Here is a 20,231-nt window from a genome sequence, read left to right on the forward strand (position 1 = left end):
TTCATGACCCTGGTGGCGGGCGCCAAGCAGCCTTGAGGCGGGACGCGCGCCTGCGCGGCCGCCTTTTGATCTTCTGACCCCCCAAGGCGGCGCCGCGAATCAATCCGGTACTTTTCGACCTTGCCACCGCTGCAGCCATCAGTCCACCCGCATTCGGGACCTGCCCGCCTCACTTCGGCGGCCGCTCCACGACGTCTGGTGGCAGCTCAACAGTGTCCTTCGGCATTCCCACGTATTCCGGCCGAAGTTCAATCACGTCCAGCGGCTGCTCCGCAGATTCCGGCCAAAGCCCCTGGAGTTCTGGCGGAGAAGTCCCGAGGGATAAAAAGGCGCAGAAGATGGGCAACAAGGACGCATAGGCTGCGGACTTGAAGAATGAGTGCCAGCTGCGGCGGTGCGCCAACCGGCCCAGGATGGCGGCCAGGGCGAAGGGAGCGAGTGCGCACAGCGCGCCTGCAAGCAGGGCCATGCCGCGATTCGCTCCCGAAAACGTCAGACCCAGACCCAGCAGGAAATTCAAGGCAGCCATGAGCAACGCGGCCATGGCCAGAACCACGACCCATGCCCGGTCGAACAGGGACATGCGGGTAGTCAGCGGCTGAGACACGATTTGCCCTCTCTCACCAAAAGCGTCGTAACCCATTGATTTTCAGAACACAAAGAAAGGGGCAGGGGGCAGGGGTCCAATCTCGACGCATGATCTGACCGTGCCGCGACGTGGGTCCCCTGCCCCCTGCCCCCGCCCCCTTTCGGTGCGCGAATAGGCGCACCGCCAGGGGTGACCGGGAGTCTCCCTGTGCCGTCGAGCCAGGCCTGCGCCGGATCACCCGGCGCCTGCCATCGAAATCCCTCACCCGCGCAAGGCCGCCAGAGCGGCGTTGAACGTCGCGCTGGGGCACATGACCGCCGCGCATTTTTCCGGGTCGACGCGGTAGTAGCCCCCGATATCGACCGGCTGGCCCTGCACCTTGGTCAGTTCCTCCACGATCTGGGCCTCGCTGGCGCTGAGCGCCGCCGCGAGCGGGGCAAACCTGGTCTGCAGATCGGGATCATCGCTCTGCTCGGCCAGCGCCTGTGCCCAGTACATGGCCAGGTAGAACTGGCTGCCGCGGTTATCGAGTTCGCCGGTGCGGCGAGACGGTGACTTGTCGTTGTCCAGCAGTTTGCCGGTCGCGGCGTCCAGCGTTTTGGCGAGCAGTTTGGCGCGCTCGTTGCCGGTCTTGAAACCCAGATCTTCGAGCGAAACCGCCAGCGCCAGAAACTCGCCCAGCGAATCCCAGCGCAGATGATTCTCTTCCATCAATTGCTGGACATGCTTGGGCGCCGAACCGCCGGCCCCGGTCTCGTACATGCCGCCACCGGCCATCAGCGGCACGATCGACAGCATCTTGGCGCTGGTGCCGAGTTCCATGATCGGGAACAGATCGGTGAGGTAATCGCGCAGGATGTTGCCGGTGACCGAGATCGTGTCGAGCCCGCGCACCACGCGCTCCAGCGTGTAGCGCATGGCCCGCACCTGCGACATGATCTGGATGTCCAGACCCGTGGTGTCGTGATCCTTGAGGTAGGTCTGCACCTTCTTGATCAGCTCGGCCTCGTGCGGACGGTACGGGTCCAGCCAGAACAGCGCCGGCATACCGGAATTGCGGGCGCGGGTGACAGCCAGCTTGACCCAGTCGCGCACCGGCGCGTCCTTGCACTGGCACATGCGCCAGATATCGCCCGCCTCTACCTGCTGCACCAAAAGCACCTCACCGCTGTCGATGTCGACGATCCGCGCTTCGCCTGCTTCGGCGATCTCGAAGGTCTTGTCGTGCGAGCCGTACTCCTCGGCTTGCTGCGCCATCAAACCCACGTTCGGCACGGTACCCATGGTCACCGGGTCGAAATTGCCGTTGGTCTTGCAGAAGTTGATGACCTCCTGATAGATGCGGGCGAAGGTGCTTTCCGGGATCACCGCCTTGGTGTCCTTCGGGCGGCCGTCGGCGCCCCACATCTTGCCGCCGGCGCGGATCATGGCTGGCATCGAGGCATCGACGATGACGTCGTTCGGCGCATGCAGATTGCTGATGCCGCGGGCTGAGTCGACCATCGCCAGCTCCGGGCGGTGCTCATGGCAGGCATGCAGATCGCGGGTGATTTCCTCGCGCTCGGTGGCCGGCAAGGTGGCGATCTTGTCGTACAGATTGACCAGGCCGTTGTTGACGTTCACTCCCAGCTCGTCGAAACGCTTGCCATGCTTCTCGAAGGCCTGCTTGTAGAACACCTTGACCGCATGCCCGAAGACGATCGGGTGCGAGACCTTCATCATGGTGGCCTTGACATGCAGCGAGAACATCAGACCGGTCTTGCGCGCGTCTTCCATTTCCTGCTCGTAGAAAGCCGTCAGCGCCTTCTTGCTCATGAACATGCTGTCGATGATCTCGCCTGCCAGCAGCGCAACCTTGGGCTTCAGCACCACGGTCTGGCCACTGCGCGTCAGCAGTTCCATGCGCACATCACGCGCCCGATCCAGGGTCATCGATTTCTCGCCATGGTAGAAATCGCCGCCCCGCATGGTGGCCACATGGGTGCGAGAGGCCTGACTCCACTCGCCCATGCTGTGCGGGTGCTTGCGGGCATAGTTCTTCACCGCCAACGGCGCGCGTCGATCAGAATTGCCTTCGCGCAGCACCGGGTTCACGGCACTGCCCAGACAGCGCGCATAGCGGGCGCGGATGGCCTTTTCCTCATCGGTCTTCGGATCCTCCGGGTAATCGGGGATGGCGTAACCCTGGGACTGCAGCTCCTTGATCGCACTCATCAGCTGATGCACCGAGGCACTGATGTTCGGCAGCTTGATGATGTTGGTGTCGGGCTCCAGCGTCAGTCGCCCGAGTTCGGACAGCGTGTCCGGCACACGCTGAGCCTCGGTCAAGTAGTCAGGAAAGACCGCCAGAATGCGCGCGGCCAGCGAGATGTCACGATCCTCGACCGCAATCCCCGCCGCTGCCGTGAAGCTGCGGATGATCGGCAGAAAAGCGTGAGTCGCCAGCAAGGGCGCCTCGTCAGTTAGGGTGTAGATGATGGTCGGGGTCTTGTGGGTCACGCGGCTGTCTCCGTCTGATGCAGCCATGATCACTCACGCGGCGCCCGTCTGATGCCAGACCGAGCCAGCGCCCGCACGACCACGACTATGGAAAAGGATCCCGATCATAGCTGGCACGGGCAGCGAGAACGTCGATCGCAACTGAAGAGAAGGCACACGCACGAGCGAGCGCTCTTGATCTGAAAGCACGGCAAGGCGGCGCCGCAGCGCGGCGCCCTCCAGAGCAGTTGCGAACCGCCCGGAGGCGGCCCGTTCCGTGCGCGGCAAGGCCGGAGACCAGGATTGTCGCGGCCATCCATGGCCACGATCCTACGGACTGCGCTCGGCGCTACGCGCCGTGCTCGCGCACCTCCGGCATCCTGCCTTCGGTGTCGAACCTGTCGTCGGTCTCACCTAGTCTCCCAGCCATAACAAGAAAGGCCGCCCGGAGGCGGCCTTTCTTGTTATGGCTGGGAGACTAGGATTCGAACCTAGATTGACGGAGTCAGAGTCCGTAGTCCTACCATTGGACGATCTCCCAATAACTCCAAAGCACGGATCGTCGGTGTGACGATTAGCGCTTGCTGTACTGGGTCGCGCGGCGGGCTTTGTGCAGGCCGACCTTCTTGCGCTCCACTTCGCGGGCGTCGCGGGTGAGGAAGCCCGCGCGGCGCAGATCGCTGCGCAGGTTCTCGTCGTATTCGACCAGGGCGCGGGACAGGCCGAGGCGGATGGCGCCGGACTGGCCGGTCATGCCGCCACCTTCAACCGTGACCAGCACGTCGAAGCGCTCGCTCAGCTGGGTGAGTTCCAGCGGCTGCTTGACGACCATACGGGCGGTCTCGCGGCCGAAGAACTGGTCCAGGGTCTTGTCGTTGACGGTGATCTGGCCCTTGCCGGGGCGCAGGAACACGCGTGCTGCGGAAGACTTGCGGCGGCCGGTGCCGTAGTACTGCGTAATCGCCATGACGAATCCTTATCCGATGTCGAGAACCGCGGGCTGCTGGGCGCTGTGCGGATGCTCGGCACCGGCGTACACCTTCAGCTTGCGGTACATATCACGGCCCAGTGGGCCTTTCGGCAGCATGCCCTTGACGGCGATCTCGATCGCGCGCTCCGGGTGCGTTGCCATCATGTTCTTCAGCGGTATCGTCTTGATGTTGCCGATGTAGCCGGTAACACGGTGATACAGCTTGTCGTTCAACTTGTTGCCCGTCACGTGGATCTTGTCGGCATTGATCACCACGAGGTAATCGCCGGTGTCGACGTGCGGGGTGTAGATTGCCTTGTGCTTGCCGCGCAGGCGCCGTGCGAGTTCCGTGCACAGCCGGCCCAGCGTCTTGCCCGTGGCATCCACCAGAAACCAATCACGTTTCACGGTTTCCGATTTCGCGCTTACCGTCATCATGGGGACCTTCCCTGGACCTTGCCTTACAAAGACCGACAAGTTTAGATGGGCATTGGAGAGCGCGCAAGCCCCCAGGATGAAGTTGGTTGGCTATCTGCTCAGTTTCCGGTCAGCAGCGAGCCGGTCGGGGACTGTAGGCGGGCGCTCTTGCGGGTCCAGACCTGTCTGAATGCTTCTTCACCGCATCGTCAGGAGCGTCCAGACAAGTCTGGGCCTACACGAGCGGGGCGGCGCGGCATACTAGCGCAGTGAACGACGCCACCACAGCCCTGCCGGATCAGCCCAGTCGATTGCGCGAGCTGGCGGACGAATGCGTGATGTGCGGGCTGTGCCTGCCCCATTGCCCGACCTTTCAGCTGAGCGGACTGGAAAGTCGTTCGCCGCGCGGGCGGATTGCGCTGGCGCGACAACTGCAACCGGACCTGGCGGTGGACGATTCGGTGGTGGCGGCATTCGACACCTGCCTGCAATGCCGCGCCTGCGAGGCCGTGTGCCCGGCCCAGGTGCGCTACGGCGAGATCATCGAATCGGCGCGGGCACTGACAGGGCCCGGCTCTGGCTCGCGTTGGCGGAATCTGGTTCTGACCAGGCCTCGGTGGCTGGCACGGGCATTGGGCATGGGCGGTGCACTGGCGCGCCTGTGGCCGGCGCTGACCCGGCGCCTGGGCCGCCGCGCGCGCTGGCTGCTGCGAGCGCGCATGCCGCTTCCCGCGAGCGCTGCGCCATCGGGCCAGACCGTGCTCTTTGGCGGCTGCGTGGCGCAGTCCTTTGAGCGCGAGGCTCAGGATGCGCTGCTCCGGATAGCCAGGGTCGTGTCGGCGCCAATGGCGCTATTGGCTGGCCAGTCTTGCTGTGGGGCCTTGCCCAGGCACCGAGGGGACTTTGCCAAAGCCGCAGCGTTGACACAGCACAATCGGCGGATCTGGTCGCAGGCGGGCACTCGCGCCATCGTCGCCCTCGACAGCGGTTGCATGGCCAGCCTGAAGCAGGCCAGTGACGGGATTGCCGTGGTGGAAGCCTGTCGCTGGCTGCTCGATCACCCCTGCACAGCCCACCTGCGCTTGCGGTCGACACCGCAGCGGATCGGCTGGTACGCACCCTGCACGCATCGCAACGGGGTCGGAGATGCCGCTGCCAGTGCCGCGGTGTTGGCGCTGCTTCCCGGCGCCCAGGTGCAGGCGATCAGTGCCGGCCTGGGATGTTGCGGCGCGGCGGGCCCGCATCTGCTGGCGCATCCGGACACTGCCGATGCCTTGGCCGAGCCGATCATTGATGCCGTGCTGGCATTGAAGTTGGATGTACTTGTCACGACCAATGTCGGCTGCGCGCTGCATCTGTCCGAACGTATCTCGGCACGCGGGCTCACGATTCCCGTGCGCCATCCGCTGGCATGCTTGGCCGATCAACTGGAGATGGATTGAGATGAACAGCAACACTCGCCCGCTGCGGCAGCTGTCCACGCTGGATCGATGGCTGGCGGAAGCCGATCGTGCCATGCGCACGGTGCTGGCACCCGCGGAAGCGCCTGATCGGACAAGTCCGGGCGATGCGCATCCGCGGGTGGAACTCAGCGAGCAGGATCGGCGCCATGTGGCTGGCCTGATGCGCATCAATCACGCCGGCGAGGTCTGCGCCCAGGCGCTGTACTACGGCCAGGCGGCGGTGGCGCGTGATCCAGAGGTCGCCGCGCACTTGACCCAGGCGGCGCGCGAGGAAGGCGACCATCTGGCCTGGTGCGAGGCCCGTCTGCATGAACTTGGCAGCCACCCGAGCGTGGTCAACCCCTTCTGGTACGCCGGCGCATTTGCCATCGGTGCCAGCGCCGGTCTGATCGGCGATCGCCTGAGTCTGGGATTCGTGGTCGAGACCGAGCGCCAGGTCGAGAGTCATCTGGGCGAACATCTGACGCGATTGCCGCCCGAGGACGAGCGCACCCGCGCCGTGCTGGAACAGATGCAGGCCGATGAGATCGAACATGGCGCCGACGCGCGCAGGCGCGGCGGCATCGATCTGCCCTGGCCCTTGCCGCGATTGATGCAGATCGCCGCCGATACGCTGCGGGCGGTGGCGTATCGGGTGTAGCCCGCTTTCAGGGCCGGTGAAAAAGCCGAAACAAAGCAGCGGAGCAAGCTCCGCTCTACGAGAGCTGCGGTGTACGAGGCTTTCGTAGTGCCGAGCTTGCTCGGCAGGATGTACGGCTCTTCTGGCCGCCGACAGAGCGTAGAGCACAAGCCCAGCCAGAGCAGCGGAGCAAGCTCCGCTGTACGAAAGCTGCGGTGTACGAGGCTTTTGTAGTGCCGAGCTTGCTCGGCAGGATGTACGGCTCTTCTGGCCACCGACACAGCGTAGAGCACAAGCCCAGCCGGAGCAGCGGAGCAAGCTCCGCTCTACGAGAGCTGCGGTGTACGAGGCTTTTGTCTCAATCCAGATTGCGGCCGTGGAAGAGTTCACCGATCTCGCGGCGGACCTGCGCTTCGATGCGCGAACGATCCTTGAACGAGAGTTCGTTCTTGCTGGCTTCGAACAGATAGGTGTCGAGGTCGAATTCCTTGATGTGCATCTTGGTGTGGAAGATGTTCTCCTGGTAGACGTTGACGTCGAACATCTCGTAGCGGTTCTTGATCGGCCGGCTGAGGAAGTCCTGGATCGAGTTGATCTTGTGATCGATGTAGTGCTTGCGGCCCTTGATGTCACGGGTGGCGCCACGAACACGGTAGTCCATGATCACGATGTCCGACTCGAAGCTGTCGATCAGAAAATTGAGCGCCTTCAGCGGCGAGATCACGCCGCAGGTCGCCACGTCGATGTCCGCCCTGAAGGTGCTGATGCCGTTGAAAGGGTGACTCTCGGGATAGGTGTGTACAGTGATATGGCTCTTGTCCAGGTGCGCGACGACGCTGGCCTCGGTGGGCTGCTCGGATTCACGCATGGCGCCCTTCAGCATCTCGCGGCCGATGTCGGCGCGGTCGATGACCGGCTGCTCGGAGATCAGGATGGTGACGCTGGCACCCTGCGGATCGTAGTCCTGGCGAGCGACGTTGAGGATGTTGGCGCCGATGATGTCGGCGACTTCGGTAAGGATCTCGGTCAGACGCTCGGCGTTGTAGGCCTCATCGATGTATTCGATGTAGCGATTGCGCTGCTCTTCGGTCACCGCGTAGCAGACGTCGTAGATGTTGAAGCTCAGGGCCTTGGTGAGGTTGTTGAATCCTTCCAGCCTGAGGCGCGGAATCGGCTTGACCATGGTGATCTCCCAACGAGGATCGAAAGAGCGCACAGGCCTGCCGGAGCTGGGCCGAAAACGCGGGGCCGCAAATTATGGGGCAAAGCGCCGGCCGTAGACACCCGAGTTTCATGACAATCGCGAGCCATTCAGCTAGCGCAGGGGCGCGAGCCCTCTGCAGCCACCCTGCCCTCGCATGCTATAAGTTTGCGGATGATTACCAGCGCGGGGGAGCGCCATGGCCGGCCCGGTTGCAATGCCTGTGAAGTCACTGTTGCGATACTCGTTGCAAGCCAGCATGCGCAAGCTGGCCGAAACCCGGCCGCTGGCGCCGCAGCCGGCCGACATTGATCGTTTCCTCTCCTTGTGCCATCGCCGTCGCTATCCATCCAAGGCGCCGATCATTCGCCCGGGCGATGTCGCCAACACGCTCTACTACATCATCGAGGGTTCTCTCGCGGTCATGACCGAGGACGACGAAGGACGGGAACTGATCCTGGCCTACGTCAATGAGGGCGATTACATCGGCGAGATGGGCTTGTTCATGGAAGTGGAGAAGCGCGAGGTCATGGTGCGCTCACGGGTGCCCTGCGAACTGGCCGAGATCAGCTACGAGCGTCTGTTCCAGCTGTTCGAGGGCCCGCTCAAGGACGAATGCCCGCGCATCCTGTTCTCGATTGCCACGCAGCTGACCAAGCGCGTGCTGCAAACCAGCCGCAAGGTCTCCAGACTGGCTTTCATGGACGTGACCAGTCGGGTTGCCCGCACGCTGGTTGACCTGTGCGAAGAGCCCGATGCGATGTCACACCCGCAAGGCACCCAGATCCGGATCTCGCGCCAGGAGATCTCGCGCATCGTCGGCTGTTCGCGGGAAATGGTGGGCCGGGTGCTGAAGCAACTGGAGGAAGAGGGCAAGATTTCGGTGACCGGCAAGACCATCGTGGTGTTTCAGACCCGCTGAGGCGGGGCACGGGGCACGGGGCACGGGGCACGGGGCACGGGGCACGGGGCACGGGAAAGGCTACGGGCTTTTGGCTCTCGTAGGTCCAGACAAGTCTGGACGCACCAGAGCCCCGAGTCGGCGTCATTGCGACCCCGGACTTGATCCGGAGGAAGCAATCCAGATGCCCGCTCGCAAGTCCCTGGATTGCTTCGTCACTTCGTTCCTCTCCATGAACCCAGATCGTAAGTTGTTGATTTGCTGTTGTAGGTCACGTTGCTCGCTTAGCGAGCTACGTGACGCAAATGGATGTCACGTAGTCCGCTGGCGCGGACAACATGACCTACGACGGCGGGTTCATGGCCGGTGGGCAGCATCGGGCCGATACAGGTGGCTCGCAATGACGCATCGATAGTTGATCGCATCGTTGATGAAGACCTCTGCGAAATCGTTCCGGGGGCGCAAGAAGCGTCCAGACAACTCTGGACCTGCAGGAGCCGCTCCGCCGACACCGCGCGGCGCCTTGCGCGGATGCTCTGAGGCCATTTGTCTGTGAACCAGCGCATGTCCGTACCTTTGCGCCGGATTTCTGTTCCGATTCGCCAAACCCATCGCGCTTCGTCGGAATTTCCAGGAAATCGATTGACGCACGCAAAGGGGTTGGGGGTATGCTCTCCCCTCGCTATCCCCAAAACCTGCCTGAACGCTGCGCTTGCGCGGCGCGAGTAGTCTTGTCCTTGAAGGGAAGGATGATCCGGATGACCGTTGGACTTTCGTACGAACGCAACCCTGAGCCGATCCGCAGCGAGTCGACCCTGCGCGAAGTGGCGACGCGCGTCGTACGCCGCTATCTGCACGATCTCAACGGCAGCGATTGCAATGACCTGTTCACGCTGATGCTGCGTCAGGTCGAGCAACCGGTGCTGGAAGAGGCCTTGCGCCATTGTGGTGGAAATCTCACGCGCACCGCCGAATTGCTGGGCATGAACCGCGCCACCTTGCGCAAGAAACTGGGTGAACACGGCATCAGTGGAGCAGTTTGAAGAACCTGCTGCGCGGACCGATGGCTGCGTTGCGCGGTGCTCGCTCCCTCGCCTGTCTATCTGATATGTCTCGGTCGCTGCGCTCCGTGCGCCTTGCCCTCGACCCGCTCGCTACGGTTTTTCAAAGTGCTCAGCGCCTGAGGCCGCTTGCGCCGGGGCTGTGACTCCCGCAGCATCGCGGACCCGATGAAACCCGAGCACATCGAGGCCCGCATGCCCGAGAACCCGCGACTACCGATTCGCCGCGCCCTGCTGAGTGTGTCCGACAAGCGCGGTCTGCTGGATCTGGCCACGGCCCTGAGCGCCCACCAGGTCGAGATCTGGTCGACCGGCGGCACCGCACGCGCACTGCGCGATGCCGGCATCAGCGTTACCGATGTCAGCCACGTGACCGGTTTCCCGGAGATCATGGACGGCCGCGTCAAGACCCTGCATCCGGCTATCCATGGCGGCTTGCTGGGGCGCACCGGCATCGACGATGCGGTCATGCGCGATCACGGCATCCAGGCCATTGATCTGCTGGTGGTGAATCTGTACCCCTTTGCGGCCACGGTCGCCAAACCCGGGTGCAGCCTTGAGGATGCCATCGAGAACATCGACATCGGCGGACCGGCGATGCTCCGCGCCGGCGCCAAGAATCACGAACGGGTCGCCGTGGTCGTGAATCCCGATGACTACGGCATGATTGTCGACGCACTCAAGTCCGGCGGCACCGAGCTGACCCAGCGACGCCAGCTGGCCGCCCGTACCTACGCCCATTGCGCCCGCTATGACGGCCAGGTGGCCGAGTATCTGGGCGCCCGCGCCGCCAATCCGGACCAGCCTGAGGCCCATCCGCCCACACTGCATCTGTCGCTGCGCCGCGGCGAAGCGCTGCGTTACGGCGAGAATCCGCATCAGGCTGCCGCGCTGTACCTGGAAGATCCATTGCCGGCGGCCAGCGTGGCCGCAGCCAGATTCATGCAGGGCAAGACGCTGTCCTTCAACAACCTGGCCGACGCCGACGCCGCGCTCGAGTGCGTCAAGCAGTTCGACGAGGCCGCCTGCGTGATCGTCAAGCACGCCAATCCCTGCGGCGTGGCCGTGGCTCATTCATTGACAGAGGCCTACGAGCGCGCCTATGCCACCGATCCGGTATCGGCCTTCGGCGGCATCATCGCGTTCAACCGGCCGCTGGATGGCGAGACAGCGCGGATCATCGTGCAGCGACAGTTCGTCGAAGTGGTGATCGCGCCCAGCTTCCACGAGCTGGCGCTGGCGGCGCTTGCCAGCAAGCCCAATGTGCGGGTGTTGGCGACCGGCACCTTGCCCGATTCGGCCAGCACCGCGCCCGCTCGCGACTTCAAGCGCATTGCCGGTGGCCTGTTGGTGCAGGATGTCGACACCGATCGCATCCGCGCCCGCGATTTGCGGGTCGTCACTCAACGCGCCCCGTCGGCACAGGAATTCGCCGATCTGATCTTCGCCTGGAAGCTGGCGATGTTCGTCAAGTCCAACGCCATCGTCTACGCCCGCGATGGCCGATCCATCGGCATCGGCGCCGGGCAGATGAGTCGCGTGGTCAGCGCCCAGATCGCCGGCTGGAAAGCCGAACAGGCCAACCTCAAGGTGCCTGGATCGGCCATGGCCTCTGATGCCTTCTTCCCCTTCCGCGACGGCATTGATGCGGCGGCCAAGGCTGGCATCCGGGCGGTGATCCAGCCGGGTGGCTCGATGCGTGATCAGGAGGTCATCGACGCCGCCGATGAGCACGATATGGCAATGGTGTTCACCGGTGTGCGCCATTTTCGTCATTGATGCCGAAGCAGCATGGCCCGAACCGGTGACTGAGCGGGCTGGCGTTCACGGAATCACTCAGGTCGGCGGTTATGCTCCGCGCTGACCTTCGGCCGGCGGGCCTGCCCTGACCACGGGGGTCGCGACCGCTTCCGCCGCAATCGAGAACATCCTTGGCATCGACCCCGCCGGTTCAGGACAGTACCCGCGTGCACCTGGGCTTCGCCCGGCTGGCAGCCTATTCCTCGCTGCAGCTGCCGCTGGCCATGGCCGCCCTGCCGGTGGTGCTGAACGTTGCCCACTACTACGGCGAAGTGCTGAAGCTGTCGCTGGCGTTGATCGGTCCGATCCTGATTGCCTCGCGCATCATCGACGCCATCCAGGACCCCATCCTCGGATTCATTTCCGATCGCTTGACCCATCGCAAGAATGGCCGCCTGATGCTGGTGGCGGCGATGCTGCCGCTGATGATCCTGGGCTTCTTCATGCTGTTCGACCCGCCGGCGATGTTCCACCCGGTCGCTGGCGGCGTCAGCCCCAATCCCACCCTGCTCAGCATCTGGCTGTTCGTCTCGTTGCTGCTGGTGCACCTGGGCTATGCCGGCGTGTCAATCAGCTATCACGCGCTCGGCGCCGAGTTGTCCGATGACTACAACGAACGCACCCGGGTCACCGTGGGGCGCGAGGTCTTCGGCCTGACCGGCATGATGCTGGCGGTGGTGTTGCCGACCTTCCTGACCGCGCGCTTCGGCGAGGCTGCCGGCTATCAGTGGCTGGGAATCCTGTATCTGCCGGTAGCGATACTCGCGGCCTTGCCGACGCTGCTGTATTCGCCGCCCTCGGTACACGGACCGGTGGAGCGCCCGCCGGGCAGCACCGTGCTCGGCATCTTCTTCGCACCTCTGAAGAATCCGCTGTATCGTCGCCTGCTGGCGGTATTCATCGTCAATGGCTCGGCGCTGGGCATCGCCGTCAGCGTGATGCTCTTCTATGTTGAACACGTGCTCGGCGGCGGCAAGCTGCAGGCCGGCCTGATCCTGATGGCCTATTTTGTCTCTGGTGCCGCCAGCGTGCCGCTGTGGATGTTTCTGTCACGACATCTGAGCAAGGCCGCAGCCTGGTTCATCGGCATTCTGCTGACCGCCGGCGCCATGACCGCAGCCGCCTTCGTCGGGCACGGCGATATCGGCTGGTTCATCGCCATTTCCGCGGTGACCGGTCTGGGCCTGGGTGCCGATTACGGCTTGCCACCGGCAATCCTGGCCGATGTCATCAATGCCAAGGAAGGTCGCGAAAGTCGCGGCGCCACTGGCGCCTATTTCGGCCTGTGGGCTCTCAGCACGAAACTGGCAACGGCCATCGGCGCCGCCGCCTCGCTGCCCATCCTCGACTATCTGGGATTCAACCCCGGCAATGGCGAATACAACCTGCCAGCGCTGGTGATCGTGTACATCGCGCTGCCGGTGGGCGTGAAGCTGATCGCAGCGGCCATGCTCTGGTTCATCCGCATCGAGGCCGAACGGCCACAGGTCAGCAAGGTGCTGTGGCGCTGAGCGGGGCACGGGGCACGGGGCACGGGGCACGGGTTTACAGCATTACCCCATCATTGCTTCATTGCCAGCCGCGTGTGTCGGCCCGAAACTGCCCACTGGCGATGAGTCCCCCAGCGTCGTTGCGAGCCACCTGTGTCAGGCCGACACTGCTCACGGGCCATGAACCACAAGCTGCCTGTAGGAGCGACCTCGCGTCGCGACCGGCCAGCCGCACGTCCAAAGCAACGGTCGCGCCACAAGGGCGCTCCCACAGGTTAACCAAGCAAATCAATGACTTGCGACATGGCTTCATGGAGAGCCACCTGTGTCGGCACGACACTGTCCACGAGCCGTGAACCCTGTCAGGCAAGGAGCGGCTTTGAGGAGGGACGCGCGCCTGCGCGGCCGCTCTTGATCTCCGCTCAGTGCAAAGCGGCGCCGCAGCGCGGCGCCCTCCACAACAGCGACGCGACACCCCCGGCGCCCGGCGCTGGAATGCGGTTCATGGAGAGCGTAGCGAAGCAATCCAGGAGGCGTGCGGCGATACCTGGATTGCTTCGTCGCTACGCTCCTCGCAATGACGCATCAACAACTGACGATAAGGGTTCATGGAGAGCCGCGTGTGTCGGCCCGAGACGGCGCATGGCCCACGCCCCGCCTGCTGCGCGTAGCCCGTTGTGCCGCGCAGCGGCTCAGCGGGGCTCTTTCGCGTCAGTGCCCGCAGAGCGCTACGCGCACTTCGGGCTACAAGCGCAGGCTCTTGCCGGCGATCGCGGCTGAAGCCGCTCCCACAGAGCTGTCAGGTAGACCCCTCCTTTTAACGTGACCTACCTCGACTCGCGCATCAGACACTGGCCCGAAGGAGGCCGGGAGGGCAAGAAACCGCAGGCGCCCGCAGTTCTGAGCTTTTCGTGCCCTCTCGCCCTCTCGCCCTCTCGCCCTCGTGCCCTCGTGCCCTCTCGCCCTCGTGCCCTCGCCTCAATACTTCACGCTGCAACCATAGGGCCTGGACGTGCTGACGCTGACCGGCTTTCCGGCAGCCATCTCGGACAGGGCCAGGCTCACATACTGATCGGCCTGCGGGATATCGGCCGGATCGGCGCTGGGGATCGAGTCGATCGCGCCGTTGTAGCGGAGCACACCCTCACCATCGATCACGTACATGTGCGGGGTGGTCTTGGCGCCATAGGCTCGACCGGTGTCACCGCTGGCATCCAGCAGATAGGCGGTTGACTGAAAGCCTTGCGCGGCCATGATGGCATTGGCGCCTGCGCCATCGACCTGCCCCTGCTTGCCGGGGGCGCCGGAATTGATGGTCAGCCAGACCACATTAGCCGCCTTGGCCTGTCCCTGCTGCGTCTGCATGTTCTTGGCGCCATAGTGCTTCTTGACGAAGGGGCACTCGGCATTAGTCCATTCCAGCACCACGGTCTTGCCCTTGAAATCGGCCAGCGAGTGGCTCTTGCCGTTGGAATCGGTGAGCGTGAAACCTGGGGCCGGCTCGCCGACGGTCATGGCCATCGTGGCCGACGACAGCAGGCCCAGGGTGATGGCGAGCAGTGTCTTGCGCATGGGGGTCTCTCCTGTGATGGGTGGTCTAGCGGGGTGCGGCGACCGCATCGAACTCGGCCAGTACCAGTTCCGGGGTGAGCAACTGCGGCAACACCCGCGGCGCGCCCCCACCAGCCGGGTACAGCACATAAAGCGGTACGCCAGAGCGGCCGTATTGCGCCAGATAGCGCGTGATCGAATCGTCGCGGCGGGTCCAGTCGCCTTTCAGATAAGCCATGCCGAGTTCCTTCATGCGTCCTCGCACGGCATCAGTGGATAGCGCCACGCGCTCGTTGGCGAGGCAGGTGATGCACCATGCCGCGGTCATGTTGACCAATACCGGCTGGCCGCTGGCGCGCAGTTCAGCCAGCCGCGCTTCAGTCCAGGGCTCATGATCGCCGGAGGCCGGTTGCGCGCTCACCGGCTCCTGACTGGCACCGGCATGCAGCGCGTAGCCCACCGCCAGAAGAGACAGCGCCACGGCGGCGCCACGCAGCCAGCGCAGCGATCCGGGCCAACCGAGCAGCCACAGTGCGAAGGCCAGGAAGACCGCGCCGACCGCGAGCTGAGCCATGGCCAGGGCTCCCAACTGCTCGCCGTAGACCCACAGCAGCCAGACCGCGCTCAGGTACAAGGGGAAAGCCAGAATCTGCTTGAGCCGGTCCATCCACGCGCCAGGGCGCGGCAGGCGCTCAGCCAGACCCGGAATCAGACACAGCAGCAGAAAGGGCAAGGCCAGTCCGAAGCCGAGCATGCCGAAGATCAGCAGCGCCACCGCGGCGGACTGGGTCAGCGCAAAACCCATCGCCGCGCCCATGAACGGCGCGGTGCATGGGCTGGCGACTACCGCCGCTAGCACGCCGGTGAAGAAAGCAGCGCGATCGCCCTCGCCTTCAGTCAGGCTCTGGCCAACCCCCATCAGACGCTCGCCGAAGGTAAACACGCCGGACAGGCTCAGGCCCATCGCGAAGAACAGGTACACCAGCGCGCCGATCAGCCACGGCGACTGCAGCTGAAAGCCCCAGCCGAGCGATTCGCCTGCGGCGCGCAGCGCCAACAGCACTGCCGCCAGCGCCAGAAAGGCGAGTACGCTGCCGGCCGCGTAGAGCAGACCGTGGCGCAGATGACTGACATCGCCCCGCAGAGCCAGTGCCTTCAGCGTCAACACCGGGAACACGCAGGGCATCAGATTGAGGATGGCGCCGCCGAGCAAGGCGAACAGCAAGGCGGTGGCGATGGACATGGAGTTCGCCGAGCCCGCGGTATCTGGAACTGACGCATCTGCAGCCGCAGCAGCAGGCGCGGCGCTGGTCAGATCCACGACCTCGGCCCGCAACTGCCAGGCGCGACTGTTCGGCGGCTCGCCGCTGACCACGACCAGATCCAGCGTCTGCGGCACATCCTGCAGATAGTCGCTGCGCGCGGCCGGCCAGTGCAGCACGCCGGCATGCACGGCGCGATCGGCCGGCGCGGTGTTGGACAACACTTCCACCTGCACCGGATACAGGTCGACCGGCGCAGCGGCCGGGAAATCCGCCGGAAGCTCGATTTCCACCTGCGCCAGATCGTGATCGATGCGCACATTGGCGCGCCAATCGGCAGCCATCGGAATGCGCGCGTCAGCGGCGGCGAAATCCGCGGCCCAGCGGGCATCGGCCGCGGTCTCCATTGCCACCGGCAAGCTCAGACTGAGTTCGGCGCGACCCGGTATGCACTCTTCGCGACAGACCAGCCAATCGACGGTCACCGCGAGCGGCAGGGTTTGCGCGGACACGGCCTCCGCCACGTCCAAAGGCACCGGCAGCAGCACGCGATCGCCATAGCCGAAGTTGATGATGCCGGCGAGATCAAAGCGCTGCGGATGCGGCCATTGAATCTCGCCGGCGGCAATGCCCTCGGGCAGATGCCAGCGCAACTTGGTCGGAATGCCCGAATCCCCCGCATTCTGCCAATAGGTGTGCCAGTGCGGTTGGTGTTCGATCAGCAGGCCCAGCCGCTGCGAGCCACCAGGCACCAGGGCCACCTGCTCGCTGACCAGGGTGATCGCCAGCTCATCGTTGGCGACGCGCGAGCCCTCGGCGGCCAGCACCGGGACAGCCACCAGCGCCAGGGCGGCGGTCCACAAGAACTTTTTCCAGCTCATGACCATGAAATCTCGGAATTCCCCGATGTGATGCCGCTACAGACCCGAACAGGCCGCCAATTCTTGCGGGTCCGGCGTCGACTGCGCGTGTCGCCGCGAAGCGGATGCACATAAGCCATGAACTACAAGCTTGCCTGTAGGAGCGCCCTCGCGGCGCGACTGGCAATCCACGTCCCACGCAGCGGCCGCGCCGCAAGGGCGCTCCTACCGAGCAAGCCTGTGGCTCGCGGCCCGTGTGCGCTGTCGGGCCGAACCCCGTGCCCCGCGCCCAAAGAAATCTCCCGGCGCAAGCCCAAGCCACCCTGTCGCCCTTGCAGTCTGGGTTAGACTTGGATCAGGAATCGCAGGATGAGCCGGGTCATCATGGCTGAACGCTTGGCGGTGGAAGGCGAACTCAGATCTCTGGCGGAAAAGCTGGAGCGTCTGCTCAATACCAATGCTCGATTGTTCGAGGAGAATCGCAGCCTGCGAGCTGCGCAGGAACAACTGGCGCAAGAGCGCGCCACGCTGCTGGCCAAGAACGAACAGGCGCGTTCGCGGGTGGAGGCGATGATCACTCGATTGAAGGCGATGGAGCAGAACGGATGAGTCAGCAGGCGGTCAAGGTTCATATTCTCGACCGGGAATACGCGGTGGCCTGTTCTGAAGAGGACCGCCCGGGGCTGATCGAGGCCGCGGCCTATCTCGACGGCAAGATGCGCGAAATCCGCGCCGGCGCCAAACTGGTCGGACTGGAACGCATCGCAGTCATGGCGGCACTCAATATCGCGCATGAATCGCTGCAGGCGCGCACCGAGCTGAAGAAGGTGGGCGTGGATGTGGGCGAAGAGCTGCGGCAGTTGAACGCCAAGCTTGAGGCGGCGCTGGCGCGCAGCTAAGATGCACATGCGTCCTCTGCGTTGTTCGATAGCGCGTCCGCAAAATACCTTGACCCTGTTGTTCGACCTTGGGAAGAGCTCTCCACCGCGCATGAGCTTGTCCGCCTCGCAGCGGACCGCCTTTAGCGGTGTTCTTCTTCCCCCCTGATCCTACGGATCAAGGTCGTGAGACCCGCAACGGCATCGGCGGAGGACCCCTGATTTGGATCACAGCGATGACCTCGCGCGCCATGAACTCCGGCGCCAGACGCGCGCCGCCCGGCGCGCTCTCAGTGATGAACAACGCACCGACGCCGCCCTGGCAGTGCGCGATCGGCTGCACGACTTCACCGTCTACATGGCCGCGCAGCGCATCGGTGCCTATGCCGCGGTGGCGTCAGAGCTGTCGCTGGGCGACACCATCGACGCAGCGCTGAAGCGCGGACGCGCCGTCTATCTGCCGCATGTCGAACACACCGCGCCACAAATGCGCTTTGCCCACTGGAACGGCCAGCAGAAACGGCTGATGGCCAACCGCTTCGGCATACCCGAACCGCTGGTCGAAGTTGCCGAGCTGATCGATCCGGCGCAGATGGACGTGATCCTGATCCCGCTGCTGGCTTTTGATCGCGTCGGCGGACGCCTGGGATCAGGCGCTGGCTATTACGACCGGGCGCTGGCCTTCCGGCGCACAGAACGCAGGCCCCCGTGGCTGATCGGCATCGGCTACGCCTGCCAGGAAGTTGAGGCTATCCCGATGGCAGATTGGGACGTGCCGCTGGATTTTGTCGTGACCGAGCGCGAGTTGATGACGACCGGAGCAGCAGCAGTGCCAGATTGAGTCGTTGGCCGAGGGTTCCGCCAAGCGGATCCCCGGGGCATGCTGGCGGGGCAGTCGGCCAGCGAATTGACTCGCGTCGATGCGTCATTGCAAGCCATCTGTGCCGGACCGACACTGACATCAGGCCATGAACACGCCTGGTGCGCGTAGCCCGGTGTGCTGCGTAGCAGCTCACCGGGGCTTTTTCGCCTCAGCGCCCGTCCGAGCTGAAACAACAAAGACAGATGCCGAACGTCTTTTTGAAGAGGAGCCCTGAATGTCCTATTGGTTGATGAAGAGCGAACCCGATGTGTTTTCCATCGACGACCTCAAACGCAAGAAGCGCGAGGCCTGGGACGGTGTGCGCAACTACCAGGCCCGCAACTACCTGCGCAGCATGGCGGTTGGCGACGAAGTGCTGTTCTACCACTCCAGCTGCGCCGTCCCAGGGGCGGTCGGCATCGCCCGCATCCGCAAGGCCGCCTTTCCGGACCCCACCCAGTTCGACCCGGCCAGCGACTACTTCGATGCCGGCAGCAAGCCCGAAGATCCGCGCTGGTCGGCAGTTGAAGTGGAATTCCAGCGCAAGTTCAAGCAGCCGCTGCCGCTGGAGATGCTGAAAACCTTGCCCGAACTGGCCGATCTGGCGCTGGTCAAGCGCGGCAACCGGCTGTCGGTCATGCCGGTGAGTGAGAACGAGTGGCGGGCGATCACTGCGCTGGCGAAGTAATTCCCGTAGTCCGGGTAAGCCGCAGGCGCACCCGGGACGCACCGCAACAACCCCCGGGTGCGCTGCGCTTACCCGGGCTACTGCTGCCGAGCAAGCTCGGCACTACAACAGCCTCGTACACCGAGTGCTCTCGTCGCACACCCTGCCGAGCAAGCTCGAGCAAGCTCGGCACTACAACAGCCTCGTACACCGATGCTCTCGTAGAGCGGAGCTTGCTCCGCTGCTTCTGCTTGGCTTCTGTCGGCGTTCGACCGAACCCGGCGCTCGTGCCCGGTACCGATCAAGTCGCTAGACTGCCGGGAATCAACTCTTGCGAGCAATGCCATGACCCAGGACGAACAGAAGCGCCGCTCGGCGCAGGCGGCAATGCGCTACGTCGAAGACGGCGCCGTGATCGGTGTCGGCACCGGCTCCACGGTGAATCAATTCATACCGCTGCTGGCCGAGCGCAAGCACGACATTGAGGGCGCGGTGTCCAGTTCCGAGGCCAGCACCGCCCTGCTCAAGCAACACGGCATCCGCGTACTTGAGCTCAACAGCACCGGCGATCTGCCGGTGTACATCGACGGCGCCGACGAATGCGATCCGCACTTCCGCCTGATCAAGGGCGGCGGCGCGGCACTGACCCGCGAGAAGATCGTCGCGGGCGCCAGCCGCAAGTTTGTCTGCCTGATCGACGACAGCAAGCGCGTGGATCTGCTCGGCGCCTTTCCGCTGCCGATCGAGGTGATTCCGATGGCGCGCAGCTTCGTGGCCCGCCAGATCGTCAAGCTCGGCGGCCAACCGGTGCTGCGCGAAGGCGTGCTCACCGACAACGGTTGCCAGATTCTGGACGTGCACGGCCTGCGCATCACCCACCCTGAGCAACTGGAGCGCGATCTGAACCAGGTGCCCGGCGTGGTGACCGTCGGCCTGTTCGCACTGCGCAAGGCCGATGTGGTGATCTGCAACGGCGTTGAGTTGTAGCGTGTCGGAGATTTACATGCAGGCTGCGGTTGGGGGGTGCGCCGCGCTGCGACGCCGCTTTGCTTTCCCGAAGATCAAGAGCGGCCGCGCAGGCGCGCGTCCCTCCTCAAAGCCGCAACGCAGCCCGCATCAAACGCGGCTTTTACTCATGCCCAATGGTCATATCGCGCCCGTG

General features: G+C 64.3%; 18 protein-coding genes, 1 tRNA gene and 1 other RNA gene. 12 read left to right on the forward strand and 8 right to left on the reverse strand.

What is annotated here, in order from left to right:
• Positions 1 to 169 precede the first annotated feature (169 nt).
• From H7A19_14225 to rplM, 5 genes are all read right to left on the reverse strand, one after another.
• Positions 170 to 583 (reverse strand): hypothetical protein, encoded by a 414-nt coding sequence (locus H7A19_14225; protein MCP5475986.1) that lies wholly within the window; start codon positions 581 to 583, stop codon positions 170 to 172.
• A gap of 267 nt (positions 584 to 850) precedes the next feature.
• Entirely contained in the window at positions 851 to 3,088 is a 2,238-nt protein-coding gene (locus tag H7A19_14230; GenBank protein ID MCP5475987.1) for an NADP-dependent isocitrate dehydrogenase, read from the reverse strand.
• 446 nt (positions 3,089 to 3,534) lie between these two features.
• Positions 3,535 to 3,608: transfer RNA gene (locus H7A19_14235), tRNA-Gln, on the reverse strand.
• A gap of 33 nt (positions 3,609 to 3,641) precedes the next feature.
• Positions 3,642 to 4,034: a 30S ribosomal protein S9 gene (rpsI, locus tag H7A19_14240; GenBank protein MCP5475988.1), complete on the reverse strand. Its 393-nt coding sequence runs from the start codon at positions 4,032 to 4,034 to the stop codon at positions 3,642 to 3,644.
• 9 nt (positions 4,035 to 4,043) lie between these two features.
• On the reverse strand, positions 4,044 to 4,475 hold the full coding sequence (gene rplM, locus H7A19_14245; protein ID MCP5475989.1) for a 50S ribosomal protein L13: 432 nt from the start codon (positions 4,473 to 4,475) through the stop codon (positions 4,044 to 4,046).
• A gap of 248 nt (positions 4,476 to 4,723) precedes the next feature.
• Here rplM and H7A19_14250 point away from each other — a divergent pair, with 248 nt between their 5' ends.
• Positions 4,724 to 5,896 (forward strand): (Fe-S)-binding protein, encoded by a 1,173-nt coding sequence (locus tag H7A19_14250; protein MCP5475990.1) that lies wholly within the window; start codon positions 4,724 to 4,726, stop codon positions 5,894 to 5,896.
• A gap of 1 nt (position 5,897) precedes the next feature.
• Positions 5,898 to 6,557, forward strand: a complete 660-nt coding sequence (coq7, locus tag H7A19_14255) for a 2-polyprenyl-3-methyl-6-methoxy-1,4-benzoquinone monooxygenase (protein ID MCP5475991.1) — start codon at positions 5,898 to 5,900, stop codon at positions 6,555 to 6,557.
• 337 nt (positions 6,558 to 6,894) lie between these two features.
• Here the strand turns inward: coq7 and speD are convergent, their stop codons facing one another.
• Positions 6,895 to 7,719, reverse strand: coding sequence for an adenosylmethionine decarboxylase (gene speD / locus H7A19_14260; protein ID MCP5475992.1), 825 nt, complete (start codon positions 7,717 to 7,719; stop codon positions 6,895 to 6,897).
• Positions 7,720 to 7,954: 235 nt separating this feature from the next.
• Here speD and crp point away from each other — a divergent pair, with 235 nt between their 5' ends.
• From crp to H7A19_14280, 4 genes are all read left to right on the forward strand, one after another.
• Complete coding sequence (gene crp, locus H7A19_14265; protein ID MCP5475993.1) at positions 7,955 to 8,659, forward strand: cAMP-activated global transcriptional regulator CRP; 705 nt, start codon at positions 7,955 to 7,957, stop codon at positions 8,657 to 8,659.
• Positions 8,660 to 9,396: 737 nt separating this feature from the next.
• Positions 9,397 to 9,681 carry a Fis family transcriptional regulator gene (locus tag H7A19_14270; protein ID MCP5475994.1) on the forward strand — a complete coding sequence of 95 codons (285 nt, stop codon included), beginning with the start codon at positions 9,397 to 9,399 and terminating at the stop codon, positions 9,679 to 9,681.
• Between the two features lie 213 nt (positions 9,682 to 9,894).
• Positions 9,895 to 11,478, forward strand: coding sequence for a bifunctional phosphoribosylaminoimidazolecarboxamide formyltransferase/IMP cyclohydrolase (gene purH / locus H7A19_14275; protein ID MCP5475995.1), 1,584 nt, complete (start codon positions 9,895 to 9,897; stop codon positions 11,476 to 11,478).
• 152 nt (positions 11,479 to 11,630) lie between these two features.
• A complete protein-coding gene (locus tag H7A19_14280; GenBank protein ID MCP5475996.1) occupies positions 11,631 to 13,010 on the forward strand; it encodes an MFS transporter in 1,380 nt (459 codons plus the stop codon).
• A 957-nt stretch (positions 13,011 to 13,967) separates the two neighbouring features.
• Here H7A19_14280 and H7A19_14285 read toward each other — a convergent pair.
• Positions 13,968 to 14,561, reverse strand: coding sequence for a thioredoxin family protein (locus tag H7A19_14285; protein MCP5475997.1), 594 nt, complete (start codon positions 14,559 to 14,561; stop codon positions 13,968 to 13,970).
• Positions 14,562 to 14,586: 25 nt separating this feature from the next.
• On the reverse strand, positions 14,587 to 16,683 hold the full coding sequence (locus H7A19_14290; protein MCP5475998.1) for a thioredoxin family protein: 2,097 nt from the start codon (positions 16,681 to 16,683) through the stop codon (positions 14,587 to 14,589).
• Positions 16,684 to 17,046: 363 nt separating this feature from the next.
• Between H7A19_14290 and H7A19_14295 the strand changes: the two genes are divergently transcribed.
• From H7A19_14295 to rpiA, 6 genes are all read left to right on the forward strand, one after another.
• Positions 17,047 to 17,271, forward strand: a complete 225-nt coding sequence (locus tag H7A19_14295) for a TIGR02449 family protein (GenBank protein ID MCP5475999.1) — start codon at positions 17,047 to 17,049, stop codon at positions 17,269 to 17,271.
• The gene (locus H7A19_14300) at positions 17,268 to 17,561 is read left to right on the forward strand and encodes a cell division protein ZapA (protein MCP5476000.1); all 294 of its coding nucleotides are present in this window, start codon (positions 17,268 to 17,270) and stop codon (positions 17,559 to 17,561) included. The genes H7A19_14295 and H7A19_14300 overlap by 4 nt, the downstream gene beginning before the upstream one ends.
• A 10-nt stretch (positions 17,562 to 17,571) precedes the next feature.
• Positions 17,572 to 17,758: non-coding RNA, 6S RNA (ssrS, locus tag H7A19_14305), on the forward strand.
• A gap of 5 nt (positions 17,759 to 17,763) precedes the next feature.
• Positions 17,764 to 18,381 (forward strand): 5-formyltetrahydrofolate cyclo-ligase, encoded by a 618-nt coding sequence (locus H7A19_14310; GenBank protein ID MCP5476001.1) that lies wholly within the window; start codon positions 17,764 to 17,766, stop codon positions 18,379 to 18,381.
• A 256-nt stretch (positions 18,382 to 18,637) separates the two neighbouring features.
• Positions 18,638 to 19,090, forward strand: coding sequence for an EVE domain-containing protein (locus H7A19_14315; protein ID MCP5476002.1), 453 nt, complete (start codon positions 18,638 to 18,640; stop codon positions 19,088 to 19,090).
• Positions 19,091 to 19,414: 324 nt separating this feature from the next.
• Positions 19,415 to 20,056 carry a ribose-5-phosphate isomerase RpiA gene (rpiA, locus tag H7A19_14320; GenBank protein MCP5476003.1) on the forward strand — a complete coding sequence of 214 codons (642 nt, stop codon included), beginning with the start codon at positions 19,415 to 19,417 and terminating at the stop codon, positions 20,054 to 20,056.
• Positions 20,057 to 20,231: the final 175 nt, after the last annotated feature.

The sequence above is a fragment of the Rhodanobacteraceae bacterium genome (assembly GCA_024234055.1).
Classification (GTDB): domain Bacteria; phylum Pseudomonadota; class Gammaproteobacteria; order Xanthomonadales; family SZUA-5; genus JADKFD01.

Excerpts from the sequence above, each read along its gene's own strand:
- H7A19_14270 (MCP5475994.1), top strand. The coding sequence starts at position 9,397 with ATGACCGTTGGACTTTCGTACGAACGCAACCCTGAGCCGATCCGCAGC.
- coq7 (MCP5475991.1), top strand. The coding sequence starts at position 5,898 with ATGAACAGCAACACTCGCCCGCTGCGGCAGCTGTCCACGCTGGATCGA.
- rpsI (MCP5475988.1), bottom strand. The coding sequence starts at position 4,034 with ATGGCGATTACGCAGTACTACGGCACCGGCCGCCGCAAGTCTTCCGCA.
- H7A19_14285 (MCP5475997.1), bottom strand. The coding sequence starts at position 14,561 with ATGCGCAAGACACTGCTCGCCATCACCCTGGGCCTGCTGTCGTCGGCC.
- crp (MCP5475993.1), top strand. The coding sequence starts at position 7,955 with ATGCCTGTGAAGTCACTGTTGCGATACTCGTTGCAAGCCAGCATGCGC.
- H7A19_14290 (MCP5475998.1), bottom strand. The coding sequence starts at position 16,683 with ATGAGCTGGAAAAAGTTCTTGTGGACCGCCGCCCTGGCGCTGGTGGCT.
- H7A19_14295 (MCP5475999.1), top strand. The coding sequence starts at position 17,047 with ATGGCTGAACGCTTGGCGGTGGAAGGCGAACTCAGATCTCTGGCGGAA.
- H7A19_14300 (MCP5476000.1), top strand. The coding sequence starts at position 17,268 with ATGAGTCAGCAGGCGGTCAAGGTTCATATTCTCGACCGGGAATACGCG.
- H7A19_14315 (MCP5476002.1), top strand. The coding sequence starts at position 18,638 with ATGTCCTATTGGTTGATGAAGAGCGAACCCGATGTGTTTTCCATCGAC.
- H7A19_14225 (MCP5475986.1), bottom strand. The coding sequence starts at position 583 with ATGTCCCTGTTCGACCGGGCATGGGTCGTGGTTCTGGCCATGGCCGCG.
- rpiA (MCP5476003.1), top strand. The coding sequence starts at position 19,415 with ATGACCCAGGACGAACAGAAGCGCCGCTCGGCGCAGGCGGCAATGCGC.
- purH (MCP5475995.1), top strand. The coding sequence starts at position 9,895 with ATGCCCGAGAACCCGCGACTACCGATTCGCCGCGCCCTGCTGAGTGTG.
- rplM (MCP5475989.1), bottom strand. The coding sequence starts at position 4,475 with ATGATGACGGTAAGCGCGAAATCGGAAACCGTGAAACGTGATTGGTTT.
- speD (MCP5475992.1), bottom strand. The coding sequence starts at position 7,719 with ATGGTCAAGCCGATTCCGCGCCTCAGGCTGGAAGGATTCAACAACCTC.